The sequence below is a fragment of the Stenotrophomonas sp. 86156_Sma genome (assembly GCF_056481625.1).
In genome coordinates, this window is record NZ_CM151157.1 from 3,771,911 (window position 1) to 3,797,431 (window position 25,521).

Consider the following 25,521-nt stretch of genomic DNA (forward strand, 5'->3'; position numbering starts at 1 on the left):
CACTACCGTTCGACGGCCAGCCAGGCTTGAACCGCAGCCGCGTCGAACGGCCAGTCCAGCTCACGGTCGCCGCGCTCGTCGCGCAGCACCGGCACCCGCGCGCCGTAGCGCGATTCCAGCGCTGGCTGGTCATCCAGGAACACCGATTCGAATTCCGGCGCCCTGGCCTTGGCCAGCTCGGCCAGCGCCATGTCGCACAGGTGGCAGTCGTCACGCTGGAACAGAGTCAACACCGGCAGGGTCCCCTTGGTGGAAATGCTGCGCCGCAGCCATTGAAGTGCGGCGTGAACCGCTAGAATAGCGGTCTCTTCCGGTACCCGCAGTACGGCAACCATGGCTGTCAGCACGTTCGACGTTTTCAAGATCGGCATTGGCCCGAGCTCCTCGCACACCGTCGGGCCGATGAAGGCCGCCGAGCGATTCATCCACCGCTGGCTGCTCGACCCGGGCCGCCTGCACGAGGTCGCGCGCATCCGCGCCGATGTCTATGGCTCGCTGGCGCTGACCGGCCGCGGCCATGGTACCGACAAGGCGATCCTGCTCGGCCTGGAAGGGCAGCGGCCGAACCTGATCGACCCGGACATCATCCCGGCCACCCTGGAGCGCATCCGCAGCAGCAAGCGCATCCAGCTGATGGGCCAGCACGAGATCGCCTTCGACGAAAAGCGCGACCTCGGCATGAACAAGCGCCAGAAGCTGCCGTACCACACCAACGGCATGCGCTTCACCGCGTACAACGCCGAGGACGAAGTAATTGCCACCCGCGATTACTACTCGGTCGGTGGCGGCTTCGTGGTCAACCAGGACGACGCGGCCGATGACCGCATCGTGCCCGACGAGACCCCGCTGCCCTACCCGTTCAAGAGCGGCGACGAGCTGCTGGCGCAGACCGCACGCAGCGGCCTGAGCATCGCCCAGCTGATGTTCGAGAACGAGAAGTGCTGGCGCAGCGAAGACGAGATCCGCGCCAACCTGCGCGAGATCTGGAGCGCGATGCAGTCGTGCGTCGCGCGTGGCATCCGCGAGGAAGGCGTGCTGCCGGGTGGCCTGAAGGTCGGCCGTCGCGCACCGGCGCTGTACCGCGAGCTGTCGTCGAAGCCGGAAGCGGCGATGCGCGATCCGCTGACCACGCTGGACTGGGTCAACCTGTACGCACTGGCGGTGAACGAAGAAAACGCCGCCGGTGGTCGCGTGGTGACCGCGCCGACCAACGGTGCAGCCGGCGTGCTGCCGGCGGTGCTGCATTACTTCGACCGTTTCTGCCCGGGCGCCAACGAGCAGCGTGTGTTCGACTTCCTGCTGACCTCGGCGGCGATCGGCATCCTGTACAAGGAAAACGCTTCGATTTCCGGTGCCGAAGTGGGCTGCCAGGGCGAAGTGGGCGTGGCCTGCTCGATGGCGGCCGGCGGCCTGGTCGCGGCGCTGGGCGGCAACCCGAGCCAGATCGAGAATGCTGCGGAAATCGGCATGGAACACAACCTGGGCCTGACCTGCGACCCGATCGGCGGCCTGGTGCAGATCCCGTGCATCGAGCGCAATGCGATGGGTGCGGTGAAGGCAATCAATGCCTCGCGCATGGCGATGCGCGGCGACGGCAAGCACAAGGTGTCGCTGGACAAGGTGATCAAGACCATGCGCGATACCGGCCGCGACATGCAGGACAAGTACAAGGAAACCAGCCGCGGTGGCCTGGCGGTGAACGTCATCGAGTGCTGATGGCCGCAGCCAGGCATGGCCTGGCTCTACCCTGCAGCCGGGCATGAGCCCGGCTCAACATCGGACGACGTCGTCACCGCGTTCCGGTTAGGCTCGGGGCTCCCTCGCCCCGGACTGCCCCATGCGCGTGATCGCTGCCGCCCTGCTTGCCTGCCTGCCACTGCCTGCGCTGGCCGCGCCCACTTACGGGCCGCGGCTGGAGGGTTTCGACTACGGCTATCCGGTGAAGACCTTCGGGCTGGAATCGCAGCGGCAGCCACTGGAAATGGCCTATCTGGATGTCCTGCCCAAACGCCGCGCCATCGGCGTGGTGGTGCTGCTGCACGGCAAGAATTTCTGCGCAGCCACCTGGCAGCAGACCATCGCGCCGCTGTTGAACGCCGGCTACCGGGTGATCGCCCCGGACCAGGTAGGTTTCTGCAAGTCCAGCAAGCCGGAGCGCTATCAGTACACGTTCGCGCAGCTGGCCGCCAACACCCATGCCCTGTTGCAGCAACTGCAGCTGGGTGATGTACCGGTGCACCTGGTCGGGCACTCGATGGGTGGCATGCTGGCGGTGCGCTACGCGCTGATGTTCCCGCAGGACCTGCGCAGCCTGTCGCTGGTCAACCCGATCGGCCTGGAAGACTGGAAGGCGCTGGGCGTCCCCTGGCGCAGCGTCGACACGTGGTACGCCGGCGAAATGAACATCAGCTATGACAGCATCCGCCGGTACCAGCTGGAGGTGTACTACGACGGCAAATGGAAGCCGGCGTATGAACCGTGGGCGCGGATGCAGTCGGGCATGTACGAAGGCCCGGGCAAGCAGGCCGTTGCATGGAGCCAGGCGCTGGCCTCGGACATGGTGTTCAACCAACCGGTGGTGTACGAACTGAAGAACCTGCAGGTGCCGACCACACTGTTCATCGGCCAGAAGGACCGCACCGCGATCGGCCGTGACCAGGCACCACCTGCGGTGAAGGCGGCGCTGGGCAATTATCCGGTACTCGGCAAGGCGGCGGCCGCAACGATTCCCGGCGCGACGCTGGTCGAGTTCGCCGAACTGGGCCATTCGCCGCAGGTGCAGGACCCGAAGCAGTTCAATGCGGCGTTGCTGAAGGCATTGAAAGCGCATTGAACGGCAGCCATCCCCTGTAGAGCCGAGCCCACGCTCGGCTCATCCGGCAGGAGGGGATTTTGCCAGCAGCAGCCGAGCGTAGGCTCGGCTCTACAGAAGCGGTGCGATCAACCCACGATCCGCAGCACGTCATCCAGCAACGCGGCCGCAGTGACTTCCGCGCCGGCGCCCGGCCCCTGGATCAACAACGGCTGGTGGCGGTAGCGATCGCTGTGGATGGCCACGCGGTTGTCGGTGCCCGCGCCCTGCGCCAAGGGATGATCGGCCGGCAGCTCACGCAGGCCCACCTGCGCACCTTCGCCGTCAACACGGCCAACGAAGCGCAGCACGCGATCGTTGTCACGTGCCTGCTGCCAACGCGCCTGCAGCGGCGCATCCAGCTGCTCCAAGGCAGCCACGGCATCTTCCAGCGGCAACGCCGCCAGCGCATCAGGCACCAGTGAATCCACCTGCACCTGCGACGCATCCAGTGCCAGTCCGCTGCTGCGCGCCAGGATCAACAGCTTGCGGCGCACGTCCTCGCCGGACAGGTCCAGGCGCGGGTCCGGTTCGGTATAGCCGGCCGCCAGCGCCTCGCGCACCGCCGTCGAGAACGGCGACTGGCCGTCATAGCGATGGAACAGCCACGCCAGCGAACCGGACAGCACACCCTCGATGGCGTGGATGTGATCGCCACCGGCCACCAGCGCGCGCAGGCTGCTCAACAGCGGCAGGCCGGCGCCCACGGTGGCGCTGTCGCCATAACGCGCACCACTGTCGGCACAGCTTTCGGCAATGGCCTGCGCGCGGGCGAGCTGCGCGCCTCTGCCCAGCTTGTTGGCGGTCACCACATGCACGCCGCGCGCCAGCCACTGCACGTGACGCGCAGCCACATCCTCGCTGGCGGTGGCATCGACCACCACATCGCCGCGCTCAAGGCCTTCGGTGCTGGCCCACGGCGGCGAATGCTGGCCATCACGCGGTGCACGCCGCGCCAGCTCCAGCGGCAACGCAAGATCACGATCGATCGCCAGTGCAGTGCGCGAGTTGGCCAGCCATTGCACGCTGGGCAGTTCCAGCCCACGTGCCTGCAACGCCTGGTAGCGCTGCACGAAGGCCGTACCGACCGTACCGGTGCCGAGCAACGCCAGGCGCCCCGCGCCCAGCACGGGAATCTCAGCGGCGAGCGCGCTCATGCATCCACCACCTGTTTGCGACGCGCGGCCGCATCGATCACCGCTTCGGCGCGCTGCAGCGCGGCGCCGAGATCGGCCAGCAGGTCACGCTCGGCCTCGATGCCGACCGACAGGCGCAGCAGCCCTTCGCTGATGCCCGCGGCGGCACGTGCTTCGGCGGTCATCGCCGCATGGGTCATGGTGGCCGGATGCGCGATCAGGCTCTCAACGCCGCCCAGCGATTCGGCCAGGGTGAAACAGCGCAGGCCGTCCACGAAAGCGCGCACCGCCGCATGCGGATCATCACCGGCGCAGTGCGCCAGTTCGAACGACAGCATCGCGCCGAAGCCGGTCTGCTGGCGCGCGGCGATGGCATGGCCGGGGTGATCGGCCAGGCCCGGGTAGTACACCGCGCCGACCGCCGGATGCTGGTCCAGCAGGGCAACGATCGACGCGGTGTTTTCCTGGTGCACGCGCAGGCGCGCATCCAGCGTGCGCAGGCCGCGCAGGGTCAGGAAGGCATCGAACGGCGAACCGGTCAGGCCCAGCGCGTTGCCCCACCACACCAGCTGCTCATGCAGTGCCGGATCACGCGCGATCACCGCACCGCCGACCACATCGCTGTGGCCATTGATGTACTTGGTCGTGGAATGCAGCACCAGGTCCGCACCAAACGACAGCGGCTGCTGCAGCGCCGGCGACAGGAACGTGTTGTCGACCACCACGAGTGCACCGGCCTTGTGCGCGGCCTCGATGACGAAACGCAGGTCGGTGATGCGCAGCAGCGGGTTGGACGGGGTTTCCACCAGCACCAGCTTGGGCTGCGTGGCCAGCGCCTGTGCCAGCGCGCGCGGATCGGTCAGGTCGGCGGTCACCAGCTCGAAGTGGCCCTTCTTCGCCAGCGCATTGAACAGTCGCCAGCTGCCGCCGTAGGCATCGTGCGGCACCACCAGGGTATCGCCCGGCTGCAGCAGCGCGTTCAGCACCAGGTTGATCGCGCCCATGCCGGTCGCGGTGATGACGCCGCCGGCGCCGCCCTCCAGTTCCGCCAGCGCTTCACCCAGCAGGTCGCGGGTGGGGTTGCCACTGCGCGTGTAGTCGTACTGGCGCTTGTTGCCGAAGCCTTCAAAGCTGAAGTTCGACGACAGCACGATCGGCGGCGTGACCGCGCCATGCGCGGTGTCCCGATCGATGCCCGCACGGACGGCGGCAGTGGTGCGACTACAGGACGGTTCGTTTGCGTGCAGGCTCATGCGGACTCTCCAGAAGTGCGGAAGGCGGTGGCGAGGATCGCGTCGATGCGATCGGTTTCTTTGAGGAAGGCGTCGTGGCCATAGGGCGAGCGCAGCACGCGCAGGCTGCCGCGCGGGCCCAGCCCTTCGACCAGACCGACCAGGTCGGCCAGCGGCACCAGGCGGTCACCCTCCACCGCGACAACTACGGTGGGCGGCAGGATCGCGGTGGGGTCGACGCGGTGCAGGTCGATCGATTCGGACAGGCGCAGGTAAGCAGTCACCGGCGTGCGCGCGACGTACTGCGCACCGGCCGCATCGAGATAGTCTTCGGCGGCCACGCGCACGCGGCCATTGATCACTTCCGGCGCGGCATCGAAGCGCTCGCCGAACTCTTCCGGGGTGCGGTAGCTGAGCATGGCGAACTGCCGGGCCAACGCCAGACCGTGGTCTTCGCCGCACTGCAGCTGGCCCAACGCGACCGCGCGGCGCTGCAATGCGCGCCAGGCGGCGGCATACGGATGCGGGCGATGCGCGCCACTGGCCAGCACCAGCTGGCGCACGCGTGCACGGTGGCGGATCGCGAACTGCTGGCCGACCAGCGCCCCGTAGGAGTAGCCCACGAACGCCTTCAGCGTGCGGATGCCGAGATGGTCCAGCAGCAGCGCCAGTGCATCGGCCTGGTCGGCGGTATCGATCGGCACATCCAGTGCACCATCGGCGCCGATGAAGTCGAAGGCCAGTACACGCAGCTGCTGCGGATCCAGCGCGCGCCCGCTGCCGACCAGGTCTTCGGCCCAGCCTTTCTCGCTGAACTGTGCATTGGACGCCACGTGGCGATGGGCGGAAATGCCACCGGCCAGCACCACCACCGGCGCATTGGCCGGGCCGACCCACTCATAGCGCAGGCGCACCGGGCTGGGGCCGGCGTGACGCATCGACAGCACCGCGGCGAACTCACCGCGCTCGGCATGCACGCGGTCTTCGACCGGCACGCTGACGGGGACAAAGGGTTCGGGGCGAAGCGCGGTACTGGCGGCGAAGCTCATGGCGGGATCCGGTTGGGGAATCGGCCATCGAGCCTTCGCGGGGCCCGCGTTCGAGATGCACGTGGGGTGCATGGTTCGAACCATCTTTCGGTGGACGCCACGGTCCCCGCAGGATTTGGCACCTACGCAGACGCTTTCGCATCCGCGGGCTGCCCCGGCTTCAAAGGGCCTGTCCCTCTGCCGGTCTCGATGGTGGAGCCACGATGCCAGCCCTTTCCGGCACTGTCAATCCCTTCATGCGGATAAAGCGATGAATATTTTCAACGCGACTGTGCGAAGGCGGTCGCGGTCGTCCTGTTCAGGATCGGCTACAGTCCCGGCGGTCCCTACCCTCTGGAACCACTGATGCTGCGCCTGCCCCTGACCTGCCTGCTGATGTCCCTGCTGGCGAGCACGACGGCCAGCGCCGGTGACTGGCGCCAGGGCTGGGGACTGGTTTCCCCCGCCACCCCAACCACCCACGCTGGCAGTGCCGAGGGCGCCGCCCCCATGGCCCGGCTGCGCCTGCAGCCGGTCGGCACGCAATGGCAGGCCCGGATCGACAATGGGCTGGCAGGACCGCTGCAGATCGAACTGCGCGCTGCACCCGGACGCCCGGTCGAAGGGCTGCCGCTGCAATCGCTGATCCAGGGCGACAGCAGCCTGGTGGTCGGCCACCTGCCCGCCCCGCTCGATGGCCGCACGCTGGATCTGCGCCTGCAGTCGGTGCCGGGCAACCCGGCCGCACAGGCCGAAGATGTCGCCTATCGCCTGCCTTTCGATGCGGCCCGTCCGCGCGTGGACCAGGCGCCGCAGGGCCGGTTCAGCCACGATGACGAGGAGAACCGCGACGCGGTGGACTTCGCACTGCCGGAGGGCACGCTGGTGCTGGCCGCGCGCGAGGGCACGGTGATGCAGATCCAGGATGGTTTTCGTGGCAACGGCCAGGACCGCGAACGTGATGGTGCCCGCGCCAACTTCATCCGTGTGCTGCACAGCGACGGCAGCATGGCGCTGTACGGCCACCTGCAGGCCGGCGGCATGCGCGTGCGTCGCGGCCAGGCGGTGGGGGCCGGGCAGCCGCTCGGCCTGTCCGGCAACAGCGGCTTCAGCAGCGCGCCGCACCTGCACTTCGTGGTGCAGGTCAACCGCGGCATGGGCCTGCGCTCGGTGCCGGCACGGATCTTCGCCGAACAGGGCCAACTGCAGTTCGCCCGCCAGGACGAGGTCGAGGGCGGCATCGGGCGCTGAACGGCCCCGGCCGGTATAATCGGGCGCTTATCTCTTTGAAAAGCGCCCCGGGCGGGCGCCACTGCCATGTCCGAAGTCGCCAACGAAGCGTCGCGTCGCCGCACCTTCGCCATCATCTCCCACCCTGACGCCGGCAAGACCACGCTGACCGAAAAGCTGCTGCTGTTCGGAGGCGCGATCCAGATGGCCGGTTCGGTCAAGGGCCGCAAGGCCGCCCGCCACGCCACCTCCGACTGGATGGCGCTGGAAAAGGAGCGCGGCATCTCCGTCACCTCCTCGGTGATGCAGTTCCCGTACGAAGGCAAGATCGTCAACCTGCTCGACACCCCCGGCCACGCCGACTTCGGCGAGGACACCTACCGCGTGCTGACCGCGGTGGACTCGGCGCTGATGGTGATCGACGTGGCCAAGGGCGTGGAAGAGCGCACCATCAAGCTGATGGAAGTGTGCCGCCTGCGCGACACCCCGATCATGACCTTCATCAACAAGCTCGACCGCGAGGGCAAGGACCCGATCGAGCTGCTGGATGAAGTGGAAACCGTGCTGGGCATCCAGTGCGCGCCGGTGACCTGGCCGATCGGCATGGGCCAGCGCCTGAAGGGCGTGGTCCACCTGCTGACCGGCGAAGTGCACCTGTACGAACCGGGCCGCAACTTCACCCGCCAGGACTCGACCATCTTCCCGTCCATCGATGCGCCCGGCCTGGCCGAGAAGATCGGTGCACAGATGCTGGCCGACCTGCGCGACGAACTGGAACTGGTGCAGGGCGCCAGCCATCCGTTCGACCTGGACGCCTACCGCGCCGGCAAGCAGACCCCGGTGTTCTTCGGCTCGGGCGTGAACAATTTCGGCGTGCAGCCGCTGCTGGACTTCTTCGTCGAACATGCCCCGTCGCCGCAGGCGCGTTCCACCACCGGCCGCGAGATCGCCCCGGAAGAGAACAAGCTGACCGGCTTCGTTTTCAAGATCCAGGCCAACATGGACCCGCAGCACCGTGACCGCGTGGCGTTCATGCGGGTCTGCTCGGGCCGCTTCAGCGCCGGCATGAAGACCTTCCACGTGCGCACCGGCAAGGAAATGAAGCTGGCCAACGCGCTGACCTTCATGGCCAGCGACCGCGAGATCGCCGCCGAGGCGTGGCCGGGCGATGTGATCGGCATCCACAACCACGGCACCATTTCCATCGGCGATACCTTCACCGAAGGCGAAGCGGTCACCTTCACCGGCATCCCCAACTTCGCCCCGGAACTGTTCCGCCGCGCACGCCTGCGCGATCCGCTCAAGCTCAAGCAGCTGCAGAAGGGCCTAGCCCAGCTGTCCGAAGAAGGTGCGACCCAGTTCTTCCGCCCGCTGACCAGCAACGACCTGATCCTGGGTGCGGTCGGCGTGCTGCAGTTCGACGTGGCCGCCTACCGCCTGAAGGACGAGTACGGCGTGGAAGCCACTTTCGAGCCGGTCAGCGTGACCACTGCGCGCTGGGTCCACTGCAGCAACGAGAAGAAGCTGGAAGAGTTCCGCGAGAAAAATGCGCTGAACCTGGCGCTGGATGCAGCCGGCCACCTGGTCTACCTGGCACCGACCCGGGTCAACCTGCAGCTGGCGCAGGAACGCTCGCCGGACGTGCGCTTCTCGGCCACCCGCGAAGCGGCGCATACGGTTTCGGTGGGCTGATGCCAGCGGGCCGGATCCCTTTCCGCAAGGAAAGGGCTCTGTCCCCGGCCGTCGCGGGTGGTTCATCCAGGCATGGCGTGGATCTACCGCTCACGGATTCATCGGCGCAACGCAGGGATTCACCCACCATACGGTGACGGGCGTGCACACGGCGGCCATCGCGGCGATGATAGGGGGACGCGGGTCCCCCTCCCCGTGAACGATGCCCATGCCCATGTCCACGACGTCCATTGCTTCGATCCGTGAAGAAATCGCCAGCGCCCTGACCCATGGCCTGGGCGCGGTGTTCGCCCTGGCCGCCAGCGCGGTGCTGATCACCCTGGCTGCGATCTACGGCGACGGCTGGCAGCTGGCCAGTGCGATCGTATTCGGTATCGCGCTGTTGCTGCTGTACACCGCCTCCACCCTGTATCACGCCATCCAGCATCCGGTCGCCAAGGGCCGCTTGAAGGTGTTCGACCACTGCGCGATCTACGTGCTGATCGCGGGCACCTATACCCCGTTCACCCTGATCGGCCTGCGTGGTCCGTGGGGCTGGGGCCTGTTCACCGCGATCTGGGCGCTGGCGCTGGGCGGCGTGGTGTTCAAGCTGTTCTACACCGGCCGCTTCAAGGTGCTCTCAACGGTGATCTACATCGCCATGGGCTGGCTGGTGGTCGTGGCGATCAAGCCGATGTGGGCCTCGATCGACGGCGGCACCCTCACCTGGCTGTTCGCCGGTGGCCTGTCGTACACGCTGGGGACCTACTTCTACCACCGTGAATCGATCCCGTATTCGCATGCGATCTGGCACCTGTTCGTGATCGGTGGCAGCGTCTGCCACTTCGTCGCGGTCACCATGCAGGTGCTGTAAACCAGCGTTCGAACGCGGCGTGTGCACACCACGCACATGGACGCTTCGCGCCCTGTCCACGAAGAGGGGGCAACCATGGCGGCGTGAATGCTGCCGCCTCCCCTGACGCAAAGCGCACGACCCGCTGGCGCCTCCGCCGCCCCGGCCCACGAGGCCGGCGCTGGCTCACGATCCTGATCTTCCTGCTGGCGGCACTCCTGCTGCTGATCGCGCTGTGGGACTGGAACTGGTTCAAGGGGCCGGTTGAGCGCGCGGTGCAGGCACGCACCGGCCGTGCGCTGCACATCGGGAACCTTGATGTCGACCTCGGCCGCACCAGTACGATCCGCGCCGATGCGATCACCTTCGCCAATGCAAGCTGGGCGAAGCAACCCGATATGGCCACCGCAGACCGCATCGAGATCGACGTGCGGGTGTGGCCGCTGCTGCGCGGCAGCGTGCAGCTGCCCGAAGTGCGCCTGACCCGCCCGGACGTGCTGCTGGAAACCGCCCCGCGCAAGGGCGAACCGGGCAACTGGGATTTCCTCGGTGACAGCGCCGGCGGGACCAGCCCCCAGCTCAAACGGCTGCGCATCGATGACGGTCGCCTGCAGTTCCTCGACGCGCTCGGCCGTACCGATATCCGCGTGGACGTGCGCAGCGGCCAGCCGAAACAGGCCGATGCGGCGCCACCGCTGCTGGTACAGGGCAAGGGACACTGGCAGGGCAATCCGTTCACCCTGCGTGGCGGCACGGAATCACCGCTGGAGCTGACCGACAGCGACCATCCGTTCCGCATCCATCTCGATGGCCGAGCAGGCGCCACCCACGCGGTAGCCAGTGGCACGCTGACCAATCCCTTCCAGCTGCGCGTGTTCGATCTGCAGTTTGCGCTCAGCGGCCAGGACCTGGCCGACCTCTATCCGCTGCTCGGCATTGCCATTCCGCCGTCGCCGCCCTATGCGTTGAACGGCCGGCTCAAGCGTGACCACAACGTCTGGCGCTACGACGCCTTCACCGGCAAGGTCGGTGACAGCGACCTCGGCGGCAATCTGCAGTTCGAAGTGGGCGGTGCGCGGCCGCGGCTGACCGCCACGCTGGAATCCAAGCGCCTGGACTTCGATGACCTTGCCGGCTTCGTCGGTGCCCCACCGAAAACCGGCGGCGGCGAAACCGCCAACGCCGAACAGAAGGCCGAGGCCGCACGGGTTGCCGCCCGCGCACGCGTGCTGCCCGACACGCCCTACAACCTCGGCAAGCTGCGCGCGATGGATGCCGACGTGCGCTGGAAGGCCCACCGCATCAACGCGCCATCGCTGCCGCTGGACGACATGGACGCGCACCTGTTGCTGGATGACGGCGTACTGCGGCTGGACCCGCTGAACTTCGGCGTGGCCGGAGGCGATATCCGCAGCACGATCCGCATGGACGCGCGCCGCCCGCAGATCAGCACCGCCCTGAAGGCCAGCGTGCGCGGCGTGCAGCTCGGCCAGCTGTTTCCGGACGCGAAACTTGCCGAGCAGGCCAAGGGCGGCATCGGCGGCGAGGTGGACCTGAGCGGCCGCGGCAACTCGATCGCCGCGATGCTCGGCAGCAGCAGTGGCAAGGTCGGCCTGGCGATGGGCCGCGGCCATGTCGGCAACCTGGTGATGGAACTGGCAGGGCTGGACATCACCGAATCACTGAAATTCCTGGTGACCGGCGACAAACAGATTCCCCTGCGCTGCGCCTTCGCCGACTTCGGCGTGCGCGACGGCCTGATGACCAGCCAGGCGCTGGCGGTGGACACCACCGATACGATCCTCATCGGCGAAGGCACGGTCAGCCTGCGCGACGAGACCCTGGACCTGCTGCTGAAACCGCGCCCGAAGGACAAGAGCATCCTGGTACTGCGCTCTCCACTGCACATCAGTGGCACGTTCAAGGACCCGTCGTTCCGCCCGGACTTCAAGGCGTTGGGCATCCGGGGAGCCGTGGCCCTGGCACTGGGCAGCATCGCCCCACCGGCGGCGTTGCTGGCGACCATCGAACCGGGGCCGGGGAAGGATGCCGACTGCGGGGGGCAGTATGCGAAGTAGAGTTACAGCGTTGTTCGCGGCGCCTCTTTTCCCGCGCGTAGAGCCGGAGCAAGGCGACAGGCAGGACACGCCGTAAATACGTCCCTGTAGGCTCGGTCGGCGCATCCATGCGCCTCACGGTCCTGCCTGCCGCCTTGCTTCGGCTCCGGACAGGTTCCTGCGCGCGGAACGAGAGCGGAAATTCAAAGTCAGAAGAAAAAAGCAAATTCAAAAGCTGTTGCCAACCAAGGTTGGCAGCTACCCAAAGCAGATCGTCTGCGGCGAATCTCACCGCGCTCGCGGCAATGTATCCAGAGGCAGAGGGCATGGGCGTGCAGGACCGTTGGCGCCATGGATGGCGCCATCGAGCCTACAGGGACGTACTTGCGGCGTGTCCTGCACGCCCATGCCCTCAGCCTCCCGGCGTACCAGGAAGGCGCTGCCCTCAGCTCTGGCTCTGGCTTCGAAAAGCGGGCCGGCGGGCCGCAGGCCCGCCAGCGAACAACTCACCCTGCCACGATGTACTGCTGCAGCTGATCCAGCTCGCGCCGCTGCGCATCGATCACCGACTTCACCAGGTCGCCGATGGAAATCACCCCCAGCACCTGTGCTCCCTCCACCACCGGCAGGTGGCGGATGCGGTAGTCGGTCACCAGCTGCAGGCAGTGCTCCACCTGCTCGCCTGGCGAGACCGTCACCACCTTCGCCGTCATGATCTCGGCCACCGCCGTATCCCGCGACGAACGATCACGCAGCACGATCTTGCGCGCGTAATCGCGCTCCGAAAGGATCCCGACCAGCCGCGGACCGTCCATCACCAGCACCGCGCCAATGCCCTTTTCCGCCATCAACCGGATCGCATCGATCACCGCCGCATCCGGCGCGACCGCATGCACTTCAGGAGACTTGCCGTCCAACAGTTGCCGTACCGTGGTCATCTGCCTGCCCTCCGAGGGTGGGTTGCAGGGCCGAGTCTGCCACGGCGGATGCTAGCCACGCGTCAACCAGGTACAACGGGCGCTGCTTGGATTCCTCGTACAGCCGTCCCAGGTACTCGCCGATCAGGCCCAGCGCGATCAACTGCACCCCGCCCAGGAACAGGATCACCGCCATCATCGTCGGCCAACCCGCCACGCGGTCACCGTACAGGGCCGCCTTGGCAATCACCCACACGCCGAATACGAAGGCCACCGCCGCCGTTGCCAGGCCCATGTAGGTCGCCGCCCGCAGGGGAACGGTCGAGAACCCGGTGATGCCCTCCAGCGCGAAGTTCCACAGCCGCCACAGGCTGAACTTGCTGGAGCCGGCCACCCGCGCGTGACGGTGGTAGGGCACAGCAATACGCTTGAATCCGACCCAGCTGAAAAGGCCCTTCATGAAGCGATGGCGTTCACGCATCTCGCGCAGCGCACTCAGCGCGCGTGGCGACAACAGACGGAAATCACCGGTGTCGGCAGGGATCGGCGTGCGTGACAGGCGACCGATCACCCGATAGAACGCCGCCGCCGTGGCGCGCTTGATCCAGGCTTCGCCATCGCGGGCCATGCGCGTGCCATAGACGTTGTCATGGCCCTCGCGCCAGCGCGCAACGAACTGCGGCACCAGTTCCGGCGGGTCCTGGCCATCGGCATCCAGGATCATCGCCGCGCCGTCGCGCACCAGATCCAGGCCGGCAGTCAGCGCGGCCTCCTTGCCGAAATTGCGCGACAGCTTCAACGCCGATACGCGCGCGTCGTCCTGCGCCAATCCTGCGATCACCTGCCAGGTACCGTCGTGGCTGCCATCGTCCACATACAGGATGTGGCCATCGATGTCGGGCATTCCGTCCAACACCGCACACAGGCGGGGATGCAGGCACGGCAGCGCCTGCTCCTCGTTGTAGGCGGCGATGACGACAGTAAGGCGTTCGCGGTTCATGCCCGGATTGTACGTCGCCTGCAGGTGCACGGCCTGCCGCCCCGATGACAGGTGTCCTCAGTCTTCCGACAGGTACGCCGCGCCGCCCAGCTGCCGTGCCTGGCGCTGGATCCATGCCGCGCGCCGCTGCACGTACGGCCCTGGCTTTGCCGCGTTGTAGCGCCGCGGTGCCGGCAACACCGCCGCCAGCCGTGCACTCTCGGCCGGACTCAACCGGGACGCATCCTTGCCCCAGAACGTCTGCGCCGCCGCCTGCGCGCCATAGACGCCGTCGCCGAACTCGGCGATGTTGGCGTACATCTCCAGGATCCGTTCCTTCGGCCACAGTGCTTCGATCAGCACCGTGTACCAGACTTCCAAGCCTTTGCGGATCCAGCTGCGGCCCTGCCAGAGGAACAGATTCTTGGCGACCTGCTGGCTGATCGTGCTGGCCCCCCGCAGGCGTCCGCCCTTGGCGTTGTGGTCGCGGGCCTTCTCGATGGCCTGCAGGTCGAAGCCATTGTGGTCGGGGAAGCGCTGGTCCTCCGCGGCCACCAGCGAGATCGGCAGGCTCGCTGCCATCTGGTCCAGGTCGCGCCACTGGTAATGCAGGCGATAGGACCAGTCGGCCTCCCCCAATGCCTCGCCATAGCGCCACAGCATGACCGTGGATACCGGCGGGTCGATGAACCGCAGCACCAGTACCTGCAGGCAGCTGAAAGCGGCCAGCAGCAGCGGCAGCCAGAGCAGCCGTTTCCAGCGCCAGCGCCTGCGGCGCGGGACTTCCGCGATGGCCTCCACCTTGTGCTGCTCTCCCCCTGCCCCCATTACTGGTGCATCCTTCTTCTATCCGGTTGTCGGCGCATTATCCGGCAACCGCCCTCGTTTACGCGCGATGTGAGCCGATGACCGCCAACCCCGATTCCCTGATCCGCTTCCTGCTTCCCGACGCTGGCGTCCGTGGCGTCCACGTGCGCCTGCAGGCGACCTGGCAGGAGATCCTGTCCCACGCCGAGTACCCGGATACCGCCGCCGAACTGCTCGGCGAGGCCTGCGTGGCCTCGGCGCTGTTCACCGGCCACACCAAGATCGATGGCCGCCTCTCGATCCAGCTGCGCAGCAGCACCGCGCTGCGCACCCTGTTTGCCGAGTGCACCGCCGCCGGTACCCTGCGCGGCATCGCCCAGCTCAGCGACGGCGCCGATGCGCCGCGCGACCTGTCCAGCCTGGGTGATGACGCCCTGCTCGCGATCACCATCGAGAATCCGGGCCTGGACCCGCGCGAGCCGCAGCGCTACCAGAGCCTGGTCGCGCTGACCGCACCGGAGCTGGACGAGGCCTTCGAGGACTACTTCCGCCAGTCCGAACAGCTGCCGACCCGCCTGCTGCTGGCCGCCGACCGCAACGGCGCCGCCGGCCTGCTGCTGCAGAAGCTGCCGGGCGACGAGGGTGACGAGGACGGCTGGGCGCGTGCCAGCGCCCTGTTCGAGACCCTGGGCAAAGCCGAGCTGCTGGCCACCCCGGCCGAGCAGCTGCTGCACCGCCTGTTCCACGAAGAGAAGCCGGAACTGATGGGCGGCAAGCCGCTGTCCTTCGCCTGCTCCTGTTCCCGCGAGCGGGTCGCGTCGATGCTGCAGTCGCTCGGCGAGGACGAGGCCCGTGCCGCAGCCGCGGACACCGGCGCCGTCGAGGTCCGTTGCGAATTCTGCGGGCGGGAGTATCACTTTCCTTTGACGGAGTTCGGCATACTGTTCCACGGTGCCGAGGGGACTGTACCGGCGCCTGAACGGCTTCAGTAAACAGCTTGTCTTGCATCTGGGGGGATCAAGGCTTGTTAAGAATTCATAAACACCCTAGGATCAAGTTCCCGTCTCCGCGGGAACTTCCGTTGTCCGTCCCTGTCTGAACTGGTCCGATGCGTACCTTCCTGCGTCTACCGCTGGCCCTGCTGATCGCCCTTGGCGCGATCACGGGCGTGCACGCGCAGAGCAAGGACACCCGGACCGTGCTGCCGGTATGGAACAAGGGCAGCGGCAAGGTCGAGGCCCTGCTGTACCTGGAGCCCACCGGTGAACAGGCCGCCGGCGCCCGCTGGCACTTCGGCCGCAACTCGCTGGATGCAGCCTTCGGCCTGTCCTCCGGCGATTCGCTGGGCCTGCTCTGCAACAGCAGCAGCGGGACCAGCATGAGCGGCCTGGCCAGTCACTGCATGCTGGCCAGCCTGGGTGACGACGACGACCTCAACAGCCGCCGCTTCACCGGTACCGCCGCGCTGAACCGCGGCAGCAGCCGTCTCGGCATCACCGCCGGCACCGGTCGTGAAACACTTCCGGCGTGGCTGTCCGGCCCGAACAAGACACCCTCGCTGCGTGCCGAGCAGAACGATCTGACCGTATTCGCGCAGAAGAACATCGGCCGCGAGGGTTTTGTCTCGATCGCCGGTACCTACGCCAAGGCCCGCCTGGTACCGCTGGCCGATGCCGCACCGTCCATCGTCGACCGCTGGGACAGCAAGAGCCTGAGCATCGGCGCCGGCTACGGCAACTTCACCGGCAGCATCATCGGCCGCGTGATCGACGTGCCGGGCAAGCCCGGCAAGTGGGAGGGCCTGGGCATCGGCCTGACCTGGCGTACCCCGTGGTCTGGCCAACTTACCGTTGGCGCCGAGAACGTGATCAGCCGCGGCAAGAATCCGTTCTCCCCGCGCAATGAAAGCAATGACGACGGCACCGTGCCGTACGTGCGTTACGAACAGGATCTCTGACCCCACCTCCTGGGTCTTCCTGCAGTGACTTCTCCCGGGCGCCGAAAGGCGCCCGTTGCGTATGCGCGTTCGTGATACACGCAGAGCGCTTTTCGACGAATTGGATACCGCGCAATTCACGTCGACACACTGCGATACACATCAACGGAAACTTTTTTCATCACTTTGCGCTAACAAACGAGACAGAGTGATGTCACCTGCGATTCAACCCCTTGATTTCGTGCATCAATTTTCATTTTTACCAAAATCATAGACTTGATTAACGCAGCTTTAATTCTTGGCGAACGCCCGCTACTATCGGCTCAGCCTCGCGATTTGGGAGCGCTTTTCGCTCCCCCGCCGGGCATTAACCCAGCCAAGATTTCTTGGAGAGAGAGAGCCAATGAATTTCCAGTCCAACAAGCTGCGCGATGCCGTTCTGATCGCGCTCGTTGCCGGTGTGGCGTCCACTGCCACCGCCCAGGCCCAGGAAGCGACCAACCTTGACCGCATCTCGGTCACCGGTTCGCGCATCAAGAGCACCGACATCGAAACCTCGCAGCCGGTCCTGAGCCTGACCCGCGCCGACATCGAAAAGCAGGGCGTGACTTCGGTCGCCGACATCCTGCAGCGCGTTGCCGCCAACGGTGCCGCCCTGAACCGTACCTACAACAACGGCGGTGACGGTTCTGCCGGCGTCAGCCTGCGCAACCTGGGTTCCGAGCGCACTCTGGTGCTGGTCAATGGCCGCCGCTGGACCACCGGCCTGGATGGCAGCGTCGACCTGAACACCATCCCGACCGCGATGATCGAGCGCATCGACATCCTGAAGGACGGCGCATCGACCATCTACGGTTCGGACGCGATCGCCGGCGTGGTGAACATCATCACCAAGCAGAACTTCGATGGCGCGGAAGCCAACTTCTACAAGGGCCAGTACAGCGCCGGTGACGGCGACCGCGAAGCGGCCGACTTCACTCTGGGCACCACCACTGACCGCGCTTCGCTGGTGCTGGGCGTCTCCTACGTCAACGAAAAGGCCGTGATGGCCGGCGATCGCAAGATCTCCGCCGGTGGCCCGCCGTTCTTCAGCGGCCAGAGCAGCACCGGTATTCCGGGTTCGTATCTGCGTAACGACGAGCGTTACATCATCCTCAACGGCGTTGAAACGCCGTTCGATCCCAATGTTCACGGCTACAACACCGCGCCGGACAACTACCTGCTGACCCCCAACGAGCGCACCTCGCTGTTCGCGGTGGGTTCTTACAACGTTACCGACAACATCACCTTCCGCACCGAGGCGATGTACAACGAACGCAAGTCCGAACAGCTGCTGGCTGCCATGCCGGTCACCGGCCAGCGCCTCAGCGCGGGCAGCATGTACAATCCGTACGGCGTTGATCTGACTGGCGTCGCGCGCCGCTTCAACGAAACCGGTGGACGTTCGTTCAACCAGAACGTCAAGAACTGGCACTTCTACGGTGGTTTCGAGGGCTTCTTCGAATTCGCCGACCGCAATTTCGACTGGGATGTCGGCTACCGCTACGACAAGACCGACCAGAACGATCTGACCTACGGCCTGTTCAACAAGCAGCGTCTGGCCGAGGCATATGGTCCCTCGGCGATCCGCGATGGCAAGGCTGTGTGCCTCAACTCCGCTGGCGCAATCATTCCGGGCTGCGCCCCGATCAATCCGCTGGGTGGGATGGGTTCGATCTCGCAGGAGGCACTGGATTACACCTCGTTCACCGCGCATGACTCCGCCAGCCTGGTGTCCAAGGGTTATTACGCCAACATCTCCGGCGAAATCGTGCAGCTGCCGGCGGGTGCATTGGGCTTCGCAGCTGGTTACGAATATCGCAAGGAAACCGGTCAGTTCGATCCGGACGCCTTCATCGCCTCTGGCCTGAGCACCGGCAACGGAGCATCCCCCACCAAGGGTAGCTATGACCTGGACGAGTTCTTCCTGGAACTGTCGATCCCGGTGCTGGCTGACCTGCCGGGCGCCAAGCTGCTCGACTTCAGCGCGGCAACCCGCTACTCGAAGTACAGCAACTTCGGCAACACCACCAACAACAAGTTCGGTTTCCGCTGGAAGCCGATCGACGACCTGATGGTGCGTGGTAACTACTCGGAAGGCTTCCGCGCCCCGAGCATCAACAACCTGTATCGCGGTGATGCTGACTCGTTCGAGAGCTACATCGATCCGTGCTCCTCAACGTCTGGTCGCCGTACCGGCGCTATCGCGGCACAATGTGCGGCAGAGGGCGTGCCGATCGGCTTCGTTCAGCCGGGCGCTGGTAGTGGTGCGAAGCAGACTCCTGAGCCGTTCACCTGGCAGGCCAACCCGAACCTGAAGCCGGAAACCTCGACCAGCAAGACGCTGGGCCTGGTGTGGAGCCCGAGCTTCGTGCAGGGTCTGAACGTGACCCTGGACTGGTGGCAGATCAAGATCGAGGACGCCATCACCCGTCCGGCCATCCAGGACATCATGGATCGTTGCTATGGCGGCACCGCGCAGGAGCAGGCAGCCAACTGCGGCCTGATCACGCGTGACCCGAACTACGGCAGCACCAACCAGCGTTACACCATCACCAACGTCAACATGCCGCTGCAGAACCTGGCGTCGTACAAGGTGGAAGGTTGGGATCTGGGCATCCTGTATAAGTTGCCGGAAACTTCGATCGGCCAGTTCACCATCACTCTGGACGGCACCTACCTGTCCAAGTGGGATACCAAGTCGACTCAGGATGCTCCGATCGAGGGTCGCCAGGGACGCTATCTCGACCAGGATCCGTACTGGCGCATCCGTTCCAATCTGTATGTGGACTGGTCCTACGGGGACTTCGGGGTCAACTACGGCATTCGTTACAAGTCCGGCATGACCGAACCGTGCCCGTTTGATCCAGTCAAGGAACCGGAAACCTTCGCATACTGCTCTGATGGCGCGAAGGGAACGAACCACATTGGTGCCACGACCTACCACGACATCCAGTTCCGCTACAACACGCCGTGGAAGGGCACCATCATGGTCGGCCTGAACAACGCGTGGGACAAGAGCCCGCCGGTTTCGTACTACACCTCGTACAACATGTTCGACCCGCAGTACGACCTGCCGGGCCGCTACATGTACATGCAGTACAAGCAGAAGTTCTGATCGATCCACTGATCAGCTGATGCAGCAACGGCCCCGCAAGGGGCCGTTGTTTTTTGTGCCTGCCAGATTGCGGCAGCACCAACGGAAAAGGCCGCGGCATTGCCGCGGCCTTTCTGCATTCAACGCAGCAACAACGCTCAACCGTTCGGAATCAGCGTCTCGATGAGATGCTCGACATAGGCCTCGAAATCCTCGCGCGCCTGCTTGGGCTGCTGCAGCTGCAGCGACAGCTGCAGGAAGCCGACATAGGCGGCGTAGGCCAGGCGTGCGCGGTGGCGCGCATCGGTCGAGCTGAGCCCAGCCTGGCGGAACGAGGCGATCAGATAGTCGAGGCGGCGCTGCGACACGCGGTCGATCACCGGACGCACCATCGGATGGTCCAGTGCCTTCAGCAGCTCGCTGTAGATGATGTGCGGCTGCACTTCATGCGCCACCATCTGGAACAGCTGGCGCAGGCGCACGCGCGGGTCCGGTACGTCTTCCAGGCTGCCGAACACCTGTTCCTGTTCGAACAGTTCCCAGCGTTCCAGCGCGGCCTGCAGCAAGGCGTCACGCGAGGGGAAATGCCAATAGAAACTGCCCTTGGTCACGCCGAGGCGCCGCGCCAGCGGTTCCACCGCAACGGCGCCTACGCCTTGTTCAGCAATCAGGTCGAGGGCCGCCTGGGCCCAGTCTTCGGCACTCAGGCGGCTGTTGCGGCCGGCGCGCGGTTCGCCGGCGGAAGCGTCAGGTTGATTCATGGGCTGATTTAACCATACGCCGGGGTTCGTTGCAGTACGCCGTTGCGGGCGAAACCGTCAAAGGGCTCTCCTGCAGGGCTGCCGCACCGCACCATACGATGCAGTATTGACTTCCCTCACAAGCGATCCATACTAGCAAGTATGGTTACGTCCCCTACTCCCGCTGCGTTCCATGACCTGCACCTGGAGGCGGCCCATGGTGCCCGCCTCGCCGCCACTGCCAGCGACCACGGTCGTCGTGGCCGGGTACTGTTCGCGCACGGTTTCGGCCAGACCCGTCACGCCTGGAATGCCACCGCGCGTGCCCTGTCTGCAGCCGGCCTGCAGACGCTGGCTTATGACGCACGTGGTCACGGCGATTCGGACTGGAATGCCGCCGACCTGCCCTATCACGGCGAACAGTTCGCCGATGACCTGATCGTGCTGGCCGGTGAACAGCCGCGCCCGCCGGTGCTGGTTGCGGCCTCGATGGGGGGCCTGTTCGGCCTGCTGGCCGAGTCGCGCTGGCCGGGCCTGTTCTCGGCGATGGTGCTGGTCGACATCACCCCGCGCTGGGATACCGCCGGTGTCGAGCGCATCCTCGCCTTCATGACCGCCCATCCCGACGGCTTCGCCTCGCTGAGCCAGGCCGCCGACGTGATCTCGGCCTACATGCCGCACCGTCCGCGCAAATCCGAGCAGTCGCTGCGCGCGCTGCTGCGCGAAGACGGTCACGGCCGCTGGCGCTGGCACTGGGATCCGCGCCTGGTGGCCGAACTGGCCCGCGACAGCGAACAGCACCAGGACGCACTGGCCGAAGCCGCGCGCCAGGTGAAGTGCCCGCTGCTGCTGGTCAGCGGCGGTCGCAGCGACCTGGTCACGCCGCAGACCGTGGCCGAATTCCTGGCGTTGGCGCCGCACGCGCGCCATGTACAGCTGCCGCAGGCCACGCACATGGTCGCCGGCGATGACAACGACGCCTTTACCGCTACTGTGTTGGACTATCTGGACGTGTTGCCCGCAGCAGACGCTGCGGCTTCGTCCGCCACAAACGAGCACGTCACCGGAGCACGCTCATGAGCATCGTTCTTCCCTTCCTCGCCCTGCTGCTGGCAGGCGCGTTCGTCGCCTACCACCGCATGCGGCTGGTTACCTGGACGCTGATCAGCGTGGCCCTGCTGGCCGCCTGCTGGTTCATTCCCTACGTCAACCAGACCGCCACGATCGTCGCAGCCGCTGTATTGGCCGTCATCGCCGTGCCGCTGCTGCTGCCGTTCATCCGCAAGCCGCTGCTGACCGGCCCGATGATGAAGGTGTTCCGCAAGGTGTTGCCGCCACTGTCGCAGACCGAGCGCATCGCGCTGGAAACCGGCTCGGTCGGTTTCGAGGGTGAACTGTTCACCGGTGATCCGGACTGGAACATCCTGCTCAACTATCCCAAGCCGCAGCTGACCGCCGAAGAACAGGCCTTTCTCGATGGCCCGGTGGAAGAGCTGTGCACCATGGTCAACGACTGGGAAATCACCCACGTCCACGCCGACCTGCCGCCGGAACTGTGGGCCTTCATCAAGAAGAACAAGTTCTTCGGCATGATCATCCCGAAGGAGTACGGCGGCCTGGGCTTCTCCGCGCTGGCCCACCACAAGGTGATCCAGAAGCTGGCGTCGGTGTCTTCGGTGGTCAGCTCCACCGTCGGCGTGCCCAACTCGCTGGGCCCGGGTGAACTGCTGGTGCATTACGGCACCCAGGAACAGAAGGACCAGTACCTGCCGCGCCTGGCCGATGGCCGCGAAGTGCCGTGCTTCGGCCTGACCGGTCCGTTCGCCGGCTCCGACGCCACCTCCATTCCGGACTACGGCATCGTCTGCAAGGGCGAGTGGAACGGCGAGCAGGTGCTCGGCGTCAAGCTGACCTTCGACAAGCGCTACATCACCCTGGCCCCGGTTGCCTCGCTGATCGGCCTGGCCTTCCGCATGTACGATCCGGATGGCCTGATCGGCGATACCCGCGACATCGGCATCACCCTGGGCCTGCTGCCGCGCGACACCGCCGGCGTTGAAATCGGCCGCCGCCACTTCCCGCTGAACTCGACGTTCCAGAACGGTCCGATCCGCGGCAAGGACGTGTTCATCCCGCTGACCCAGCTGATCGGTGGCGCTGCCATGGCCGGCAAGGGCTGGAACATGCTCAACGAGTGCCTGGCCGTGGGCCGCTCGATCACCCTGCCGTCCACCGCCAGTGGTGGTGCCAAGGCCGGTGCCGCGGTGACCGGCGCCTATGCGCGCATCCGCAAGCAGTTCGGCCTGTCGGTCGGCCGCTTCGAAGGCGTGGAAGAAGCGCTGGCCCGCATCGGCGGCAAGGCGTACAAGATCAGCGCGCTGTCGCAGGCCACCGCCGCGGCGGTTGACCGTGGTGACGTGCCGTCGGTGCCGTCGGCGATCGCCAAGTACCACTGCACCAACATGAGCCGCGAAGTGATCTCGGACATGATGGACGTGATCGGCGGCAAGGGCATCATCCTGGGGCCGCGCAACTTCGCCGGCCGCAGCTGGCAGGCCGCGCCGATCGCGATCACCGTGGAAGGCGCCAACATCATGACCCGCAGCCTGCTGATCTTCGGCCAGGGTGCGATCCTCTGCCACCCGTGGGTGCTGAAGGAAATGAAGGCCGCGCAGGATCCGGACACCCGTGCCGGCCTGCAGGAGTTCGATCGCAGCCTGTTCGGCCACATCCGCTATGGCCTCTCCAATGCCGTGCGTTCGTTCTGGTTCGGCCTGACCGGTGCACGCTTCGGTGCTGCCCCGGGTGACGCCTACACCCGCCGCTACTTCCGCAAACTGGACCGTTACTCGGCCAACCTGGCGCTGATGGCCGACATCTCGATGATGACCCTCGGCGGCAAGCTGAAGTTCAAGGAATCGCTGTCCGGCCGCCTGGGCGATGTGCTGAGCCACGTCTACATGACCAGCGCCATGCTCAAGCGCTACCACGACGAAGGCGCACCGCAGGCCGACCAGCCGCTGCTGGCCTGGGCCTTCCATGACAGCGTGCACAAGATCGAAGAATCGCTGTCGGCCGCGCTGCGCAACTTCCCGATCCGTCCGATCGGTTGGCTGATGTGGGCGTTGATCTTCCCGCTGGGCCGTCGTGCCGAGGCCCCCGGCGACCGCCTGAGCCGCCGTGTTGCCGCTCTGCTGATGGCGCCGAACGAAGCCCGCGACCGTCTGGCCAGCGGCGTGTTCCTGACCCCGTGCGAGAACAACCCGGGCGGCCGTATCAACAGCTACCTGAGCAAGGCGATCATGGCCGAGCCGGTGGAGCGCAAGTTCCTGAAGGCGCTGAAGAGCAAGGGCATCGAAGCGCTGGACTTCAAGAGCCAGCTGGACGAGGCCGTGGCCGAAGGCGTGATCACCCAGGACGAGCGCAGCCTGCTGGAAGAACTGCGTACGCTGACCCTGGACACCATCACCGTGGACGACTTCGACACCCACGAACTGCGCGCGGCCAGCTACTACGACCGCCAGCACAAGGACCCGCATTCGCAGGCGGCCTGATCGCCCGCGACACGCGTTGCCTCGACGGCGGGCCTTGGCCCGCCGTCGCTTTATCCGCCGACCGGAACGTCAACCATGTCCACGCCCCTGCTCTCGCTTTACCACCGCCTGCAGCGCTGGCCTGCCGGCAACTGGCTGTTCTCACGCGCGGTGTGCTTCAAGGCGCCCTACTTCGCCAGCATCGCGCCCACCATCACCGCACTGGAGCCAGGCCGCTGCGAAGGCGTGATCCGCCAGCACCGCCGCATCAACAACCACATCGGCACGGTACATGCGATCGCGATGTGCAATCTGGCCGAGCTGGTCGGCGGGGTGATGGTGGACGCCAGCCTGCCGCCAGACATGCGCTGGATCCCCAAGGGCATGGAAGTGAAATACCAGGCCAAGGCCTTGGGCACGTTGAAGGCCGTGGCGACGCCAATGTTGTCCATCGTCAGTGCTGCGGACGGCTACGACCTGCCTGTGAAGGTCAGCGTGACCGATGCGGCAGGGACCGAGGTGTTCCATGCGACCATCGCAATGTGGGTATCGCCGCGCCCTCCGCGCACAGGCTGATCAACCATGACGACCGCTGAACTGCTTGTGCGCCTGGCAGGCATTCACAGCCTGGGGTTTGCCGCCTTCCATCTGGCGTTCTGGCGGCTGTTCGGCTGGAAACGCGAGCTCGCCCAGCTCGGCACGGTCAACCGCGCGATCATGCAGATCCTCAATCTGCGCGTGATCTATGCGTTCCTGGGAATGGGGCTGATCGCGCTGATCTTTGCCCCGGACCTGGTCGGCACTCGTCTGGGGTTGGTCCTGCTGGGTTTCATGGCGGTGTTCTGGGTGGGCCGCGCGCTTGAACAACTCGTCTTCCTGCGCATCAACGACTGGCGCGTACACCTGCTGACGGGCCTGTTCGTGCTGGGTGCGGCGCTGCATGCCGTGCCAATGTGGCTGGGCTTCATGCGCGCCATCAGCCGCTGAGCGGCGGCGCCTGCCAGCACGCGCCCACGTCAGAGCGCTCGCGACACCAGCGCCAGAATGGCCGGTACGGCCTGGATCATGAAAATGCGCCGGCTCACGCTGTACGCGCCATAGCACCCGGCCACCACCACGCAGGCCAGCGAGAACGTCACCAGCACCGGCTGATCGATCACCAGCCCCACCACGATGCCCGCCGCCAGGAAGCCGTTGTACAGGCCCTGGTTGGCCGCCAGCACGCGCGTGGTCTCTGCCTTCTCTGGCGTGTTGCGGAAGGTCTTCAGGCCCAGCGGGCGGGTCCACAGGAACATTTCCAGCAACAGAAAATAGACGTGCAGCAGGGCGACCAGCAGGGTCAGGGCGAGTGCGATCCAGTACATGGGCGGTTCCTTGGATAGATGGATGGGGTGATGGGGTCAGAGCCCTCTCCG

General features: G+C 66.0%; 22 protein-coding genes and 1 riboswitch. Of the genes, 13 read left to right on the top strand and 9 right to left on the bottom strand.

The genetic code is table 11. The annotated features are described in order from the left end of the window. Window positions 1-2 precede the first annotated feature (2 nt). The gene (locus ACZK33_RS17490) at window positions 3-233 is read right to left on the bottom strand and encodes a glutaredoxin family protein (protein WP_032127830.1); all 231 of its coding nucleotides are present in this window, start codon (window positions 231-233) and stop codon (window positions 3-5) included. Window positions 234-333: 100 nt separating this feature from the next. Here ACZK33_RS17490 and ACZK33_RS17495 point away from each other — a divergent pair, with 100 nt between their 5' ends. Beyond that, window positions 334-1,716 (top strand): L-serine ammonia-lyase, encoded by a 1,383-nt coding sequence (locus tag ACZK33_RS17495; protein ID WP_024956918.1) that lies wholly within the window; start codon window positions 334-336, stop codon window positions 1,714-1,716. A gap of 121 nt (window positions 1,717-1,837) precedes the next feature. After that, window positions 1,838-2,833: an alpha/beta fold hydrolase gene (locus ACZK33_RS17500; protein WP_423174794.1), complete on the top strand. Its 996-nt coding sequence runs from the start codon at window positions 1,838-1,840 to the stop codon at window positions 2,831-2,833. Window positions 2,834-2,940: 107 nt separating this feature from the next. Here the strand turns inward: ACZK33_RS17500 and ACZK33_RS17505 are convergent, their stop codons facing one another. Genes ACZK33_RS17505 through metX form a run of 3 tightly spaced genes read right to left on the bottom strand, consistent with a single transcriptional unit; the run spans window position 2,941 to window position 6,268 of the window. Further along, the gene (locus ACZK33_RS17505) at window positions 2,941-4,008 is read right to left on the bottom strand and encodes a homoserine dehydrogenase family protein (protein WP_423174795.1); all 1,068 of its coding nucleotides are present in this window, start codon (window positions 4,006-4,008) and stop codon (window positions 2,941-2,943) included. Further along, window positions 4,005-5,240, bottom strand: coding sequence for an O-succinylhomoserine (thiol)-lyase (locus tag ACZK33_RS17510; protein WP_423174796.1), 1,236 nt, complete (start codon window positions 5,238-5,240; stop codon window positions 4,005-4,007). Before ACZK33_RS17510 ends, ACZK33_RS17505 begins: the two co-directional genes overlap by 4 nt. After that, window positions 5,237-6,268: a homoserine O-succinyltransferase MetX gene (metX, locus tag ACZK33_RS17515; RefSeq protein ID WP_049401407.1), complete on the bottom strand. Its 1,032-nt coding sequence runs from the start codon at window positions 6,266-6,268 to the stop codon at window positions 5,237-5,239. Before metX ends, ACZK33_RS17510 begins: the two co-directional genes overlap by 4 nt. A gap of 77 nt (window positions 6,269-6,345) precedes the next feature. Then, a riboswitch (SAM riboswitch) is annotated at window positions 6,346-6,464 on the bottom strand. 149 nt (window positions 6,465-6,613) lie between these two features. Between metX and ACZK33_RS17520 the strand changes: the two genes are divergently transcribed. From ACZK33_RS17520 to ACZK33_RS17535, 4 genes are all read left to right on the top strand, one after another. After that, window positions 6,614-7,498: a M23 family metallopeptidase gene (locus ACZK33_RS17520; protein ID WP_121504649.1), complete on the top strand. Its 885-nt coding sequence runs from the start codon at window positions 6,614-6,616 to the stop codon at window positions 7,496-7,498. A gap of 66 nt (window positions 7,499-7,564) precedes the next feature. After that, window positions 7,565-9,169: a peptide chain release factor 3 gene (locus tag ACZK33_RS17525; protein ID WP_014038155.1), complete on the top strand. Its 1,605-nt coding sequence runs from the start codon at window positions 7,565-7,567 to the stop codon at window positions 9,167-9,169. A gap of 214 nt (window positions 9,170-9,383) precedes the next feature. Next, window positions 9,384-10,022, top strand: coding sequence for a PAQR family membrane homeostasis protein TrhA (gene trhA, locus ACZK33_RS17530; RefSeq protein ID WP_005410682.1), 639 nt, complete (start codon window positions 9,384-9,386; stop codon window positions 10,020-10,022). Window positions 10,023-10,105: 83 nt separating this feature from the next. Next, on the top strand, window positions 10,106-12,079 hold the full coding sequence (locus tag ACZK33_RS17535) for an AsmA family protein (protein ID WP_423174797.1): 1,974 nt from the start codon (window positions 10,106-10,108) through the stop codon (window positions 12,077-12,079). A gap of 485 nt (window positions 12,080-12,564) precedes the next feature. On the opposite strand, the gene ACZK33_RS17540 is transcribed toward ACZK33_RS17535, so the two are convergent. From ACZK33_RS17540 to mtgA, 3 genes are read right to left on the bottom strand one after another with little or no spacing between them, the layout of a single operon-like run. Beyond that, window positions 12,565-12,996, bottom strand: coding sequence for a CBS domain-containing protein (locus tag ACZK33_RS17540; RefSeq protein ID WP_019336409.1), 432 nt, complete (start codon window positions 12,994-12,996; stop codon window positions 12,565-12,567). Next, window positions 12,956-13,975, bottom strand: coding sequence for a glycosyltransferase family 2 protein (locus ACZK33_RS17545; protein WP_032130071.1), 1,020 nt, complete (start codon window positions 13,973-13,975; stop codon window positions 12,956-12,958). The genes ACZK33_RS17540 and ACZK33_RS17545 overlap by 41 nt, the downstream gene beginning before the upstream one ends. Before the next feature lie 57 nt (window positions 13,976-14,032). Beyond that, complete coding sequence (mtgA, locus tag ACZK33_RS17550) at window positions 14,033-14,782, bottom strand: monofunctional biosynthetic peptidoglycan transglycosylase (protein ID WP_032130069.1); 750 nt, start codon at window positions 14,780-14,782, stop codon at window positions 14,033-14,035. A gap of 77 nt (window positions 14,783-14,859) precedes the next feature. Between mtgA and hslO the strand changes: the two genes are divergently transcribed. From hslO to ACZK33_RS17565, 3 genes are all read left to right on the top strand, one after another. After that, the gene (hslO, locus tag ACZK33_RS17555; protein ID WP_032130068.1) at window positions 14,860-15,753 is read left to right on the top strand and encodes an Hsp33 family molecular chaperone HslO; all 894 of its coding nucleotides are present in this window, start codon (window positions 14,860-14,862) and stop codon (window positions 15,751-15,753) included. Window positions 15,754-15,869: 116 nt separating this feature from the next. Further along, window positions 15,870-16,718, top strand: coding sequence for an XOO1806 family protein (locus ACZK33_RS17560; protein ID WP_049420960.1), 849 nt, complete (start codon window positions 15,870-15,872; stop codon window positions 16,716-16,718). 382 nt (window positions 16,719-17,100) lie between these two features. Then, window positions 17,101-19,854 (top strand): TonB-dependent receptor plug domain-containing protein, encoded by a 2,754-nt coding sequence (locus tag ACZK33_RS17565; protein ID WP_329893286.1) that lies wholly within the window; start codon window positions 17,101-17,103, stop codon window positions 19,852-19,854. Between the two features lie 137 nt (window positions 19,855-19,991). Here ACZK33_RS17565 and ACZK33_RS17570 read toward each other — a convergent pair whose 3' ends face one another. Next, window positions 19,992-20,594 carry a TetR/AcrR family transcriptional regulator gene (locus tag ACZK33_RS17570; protein WP_006464233.1) on the bottom strand — a complete coding sequence of 201 codons (603 nt, stop codon included), beginning with the start codon at window positions 20,592-20,594 and terminating at the stop codon, window positions 19,992-19,994. Window positions 20,595-20,735: 141 nt separating this feature from the next. Here ACZK33_RS17570 and ACZK33_RS17575 point away from each other — a divergent pair, with 141 nt between their 5' ends. From ACZK33_RS17575 to ACZK33_RS17590, 4 genes are all read left to right on the top strand, one after another. Beyond that, window positions 20,736-21,653, top strand: coding sequence for an alpha/beta fold hydrolase (locus ACZK33_RS17575; RefSeq protein ID WP_032130065.1), 918 nt, complete (start codon window positions 20,736-20,738; stop codon window positions 21,651-21,653). After that, window positions 21,650-24,127 (top strand): acyl-CoA dehydrogenase, encoded by a 2,478-nt coding sequence (locus tag ACZK33_RS17580; RefSeq protein ID WP_032130064.1) that lies wholly within the window; start codon window positions 21,650-21,652, stop codon window positions 24,125-24,127. The genes ACZK33_RS17575 and ACZK33_RS17580 overlap by 4 nt, the downstream gene beginning before the upstream one ends. A gap of 75 nt (window positions 24,128-24,202) precedes the next feature. Beyond that, entirely contained in the window at window positions 24,203-24,682 is a 480-nt protein-coding gene (locus ACZK33_RS17585) for a hotdog fold domain-containing protein (protein WP_032130063.1), read from the top strand. A gap of 6 nt (window positions 24,683-24,688) precedes the next feature. After that, a complete protein-coding gene (locus ACZK33_RS17590; protein WP_478453652.1) occupies window positions 24,689-25,093 on the top strand; it encodes a hypothetical protein in 405 nt (134 codons plus the stop codon). A 29-nt stretch (window positions 25,094-25,122) separates the two neighbouring features. Here the strand turns inward: ACZK33_RS17590 and ACZK33_RS17595 are convergent, their stop codons facing one another. Next, window positions 25,123-25,470, bottom strand: a complete 348-nt coding sequence (locus ACZK33_RS17595; protein ID WP_423174799.1) for a DUF1304 domain-containing protein — start codon at window positions 25,468-25,470, stop codon at window positions 25,123-25,125. Window positions 25,471-25,521: the final 51 nt, after the last annotated feature.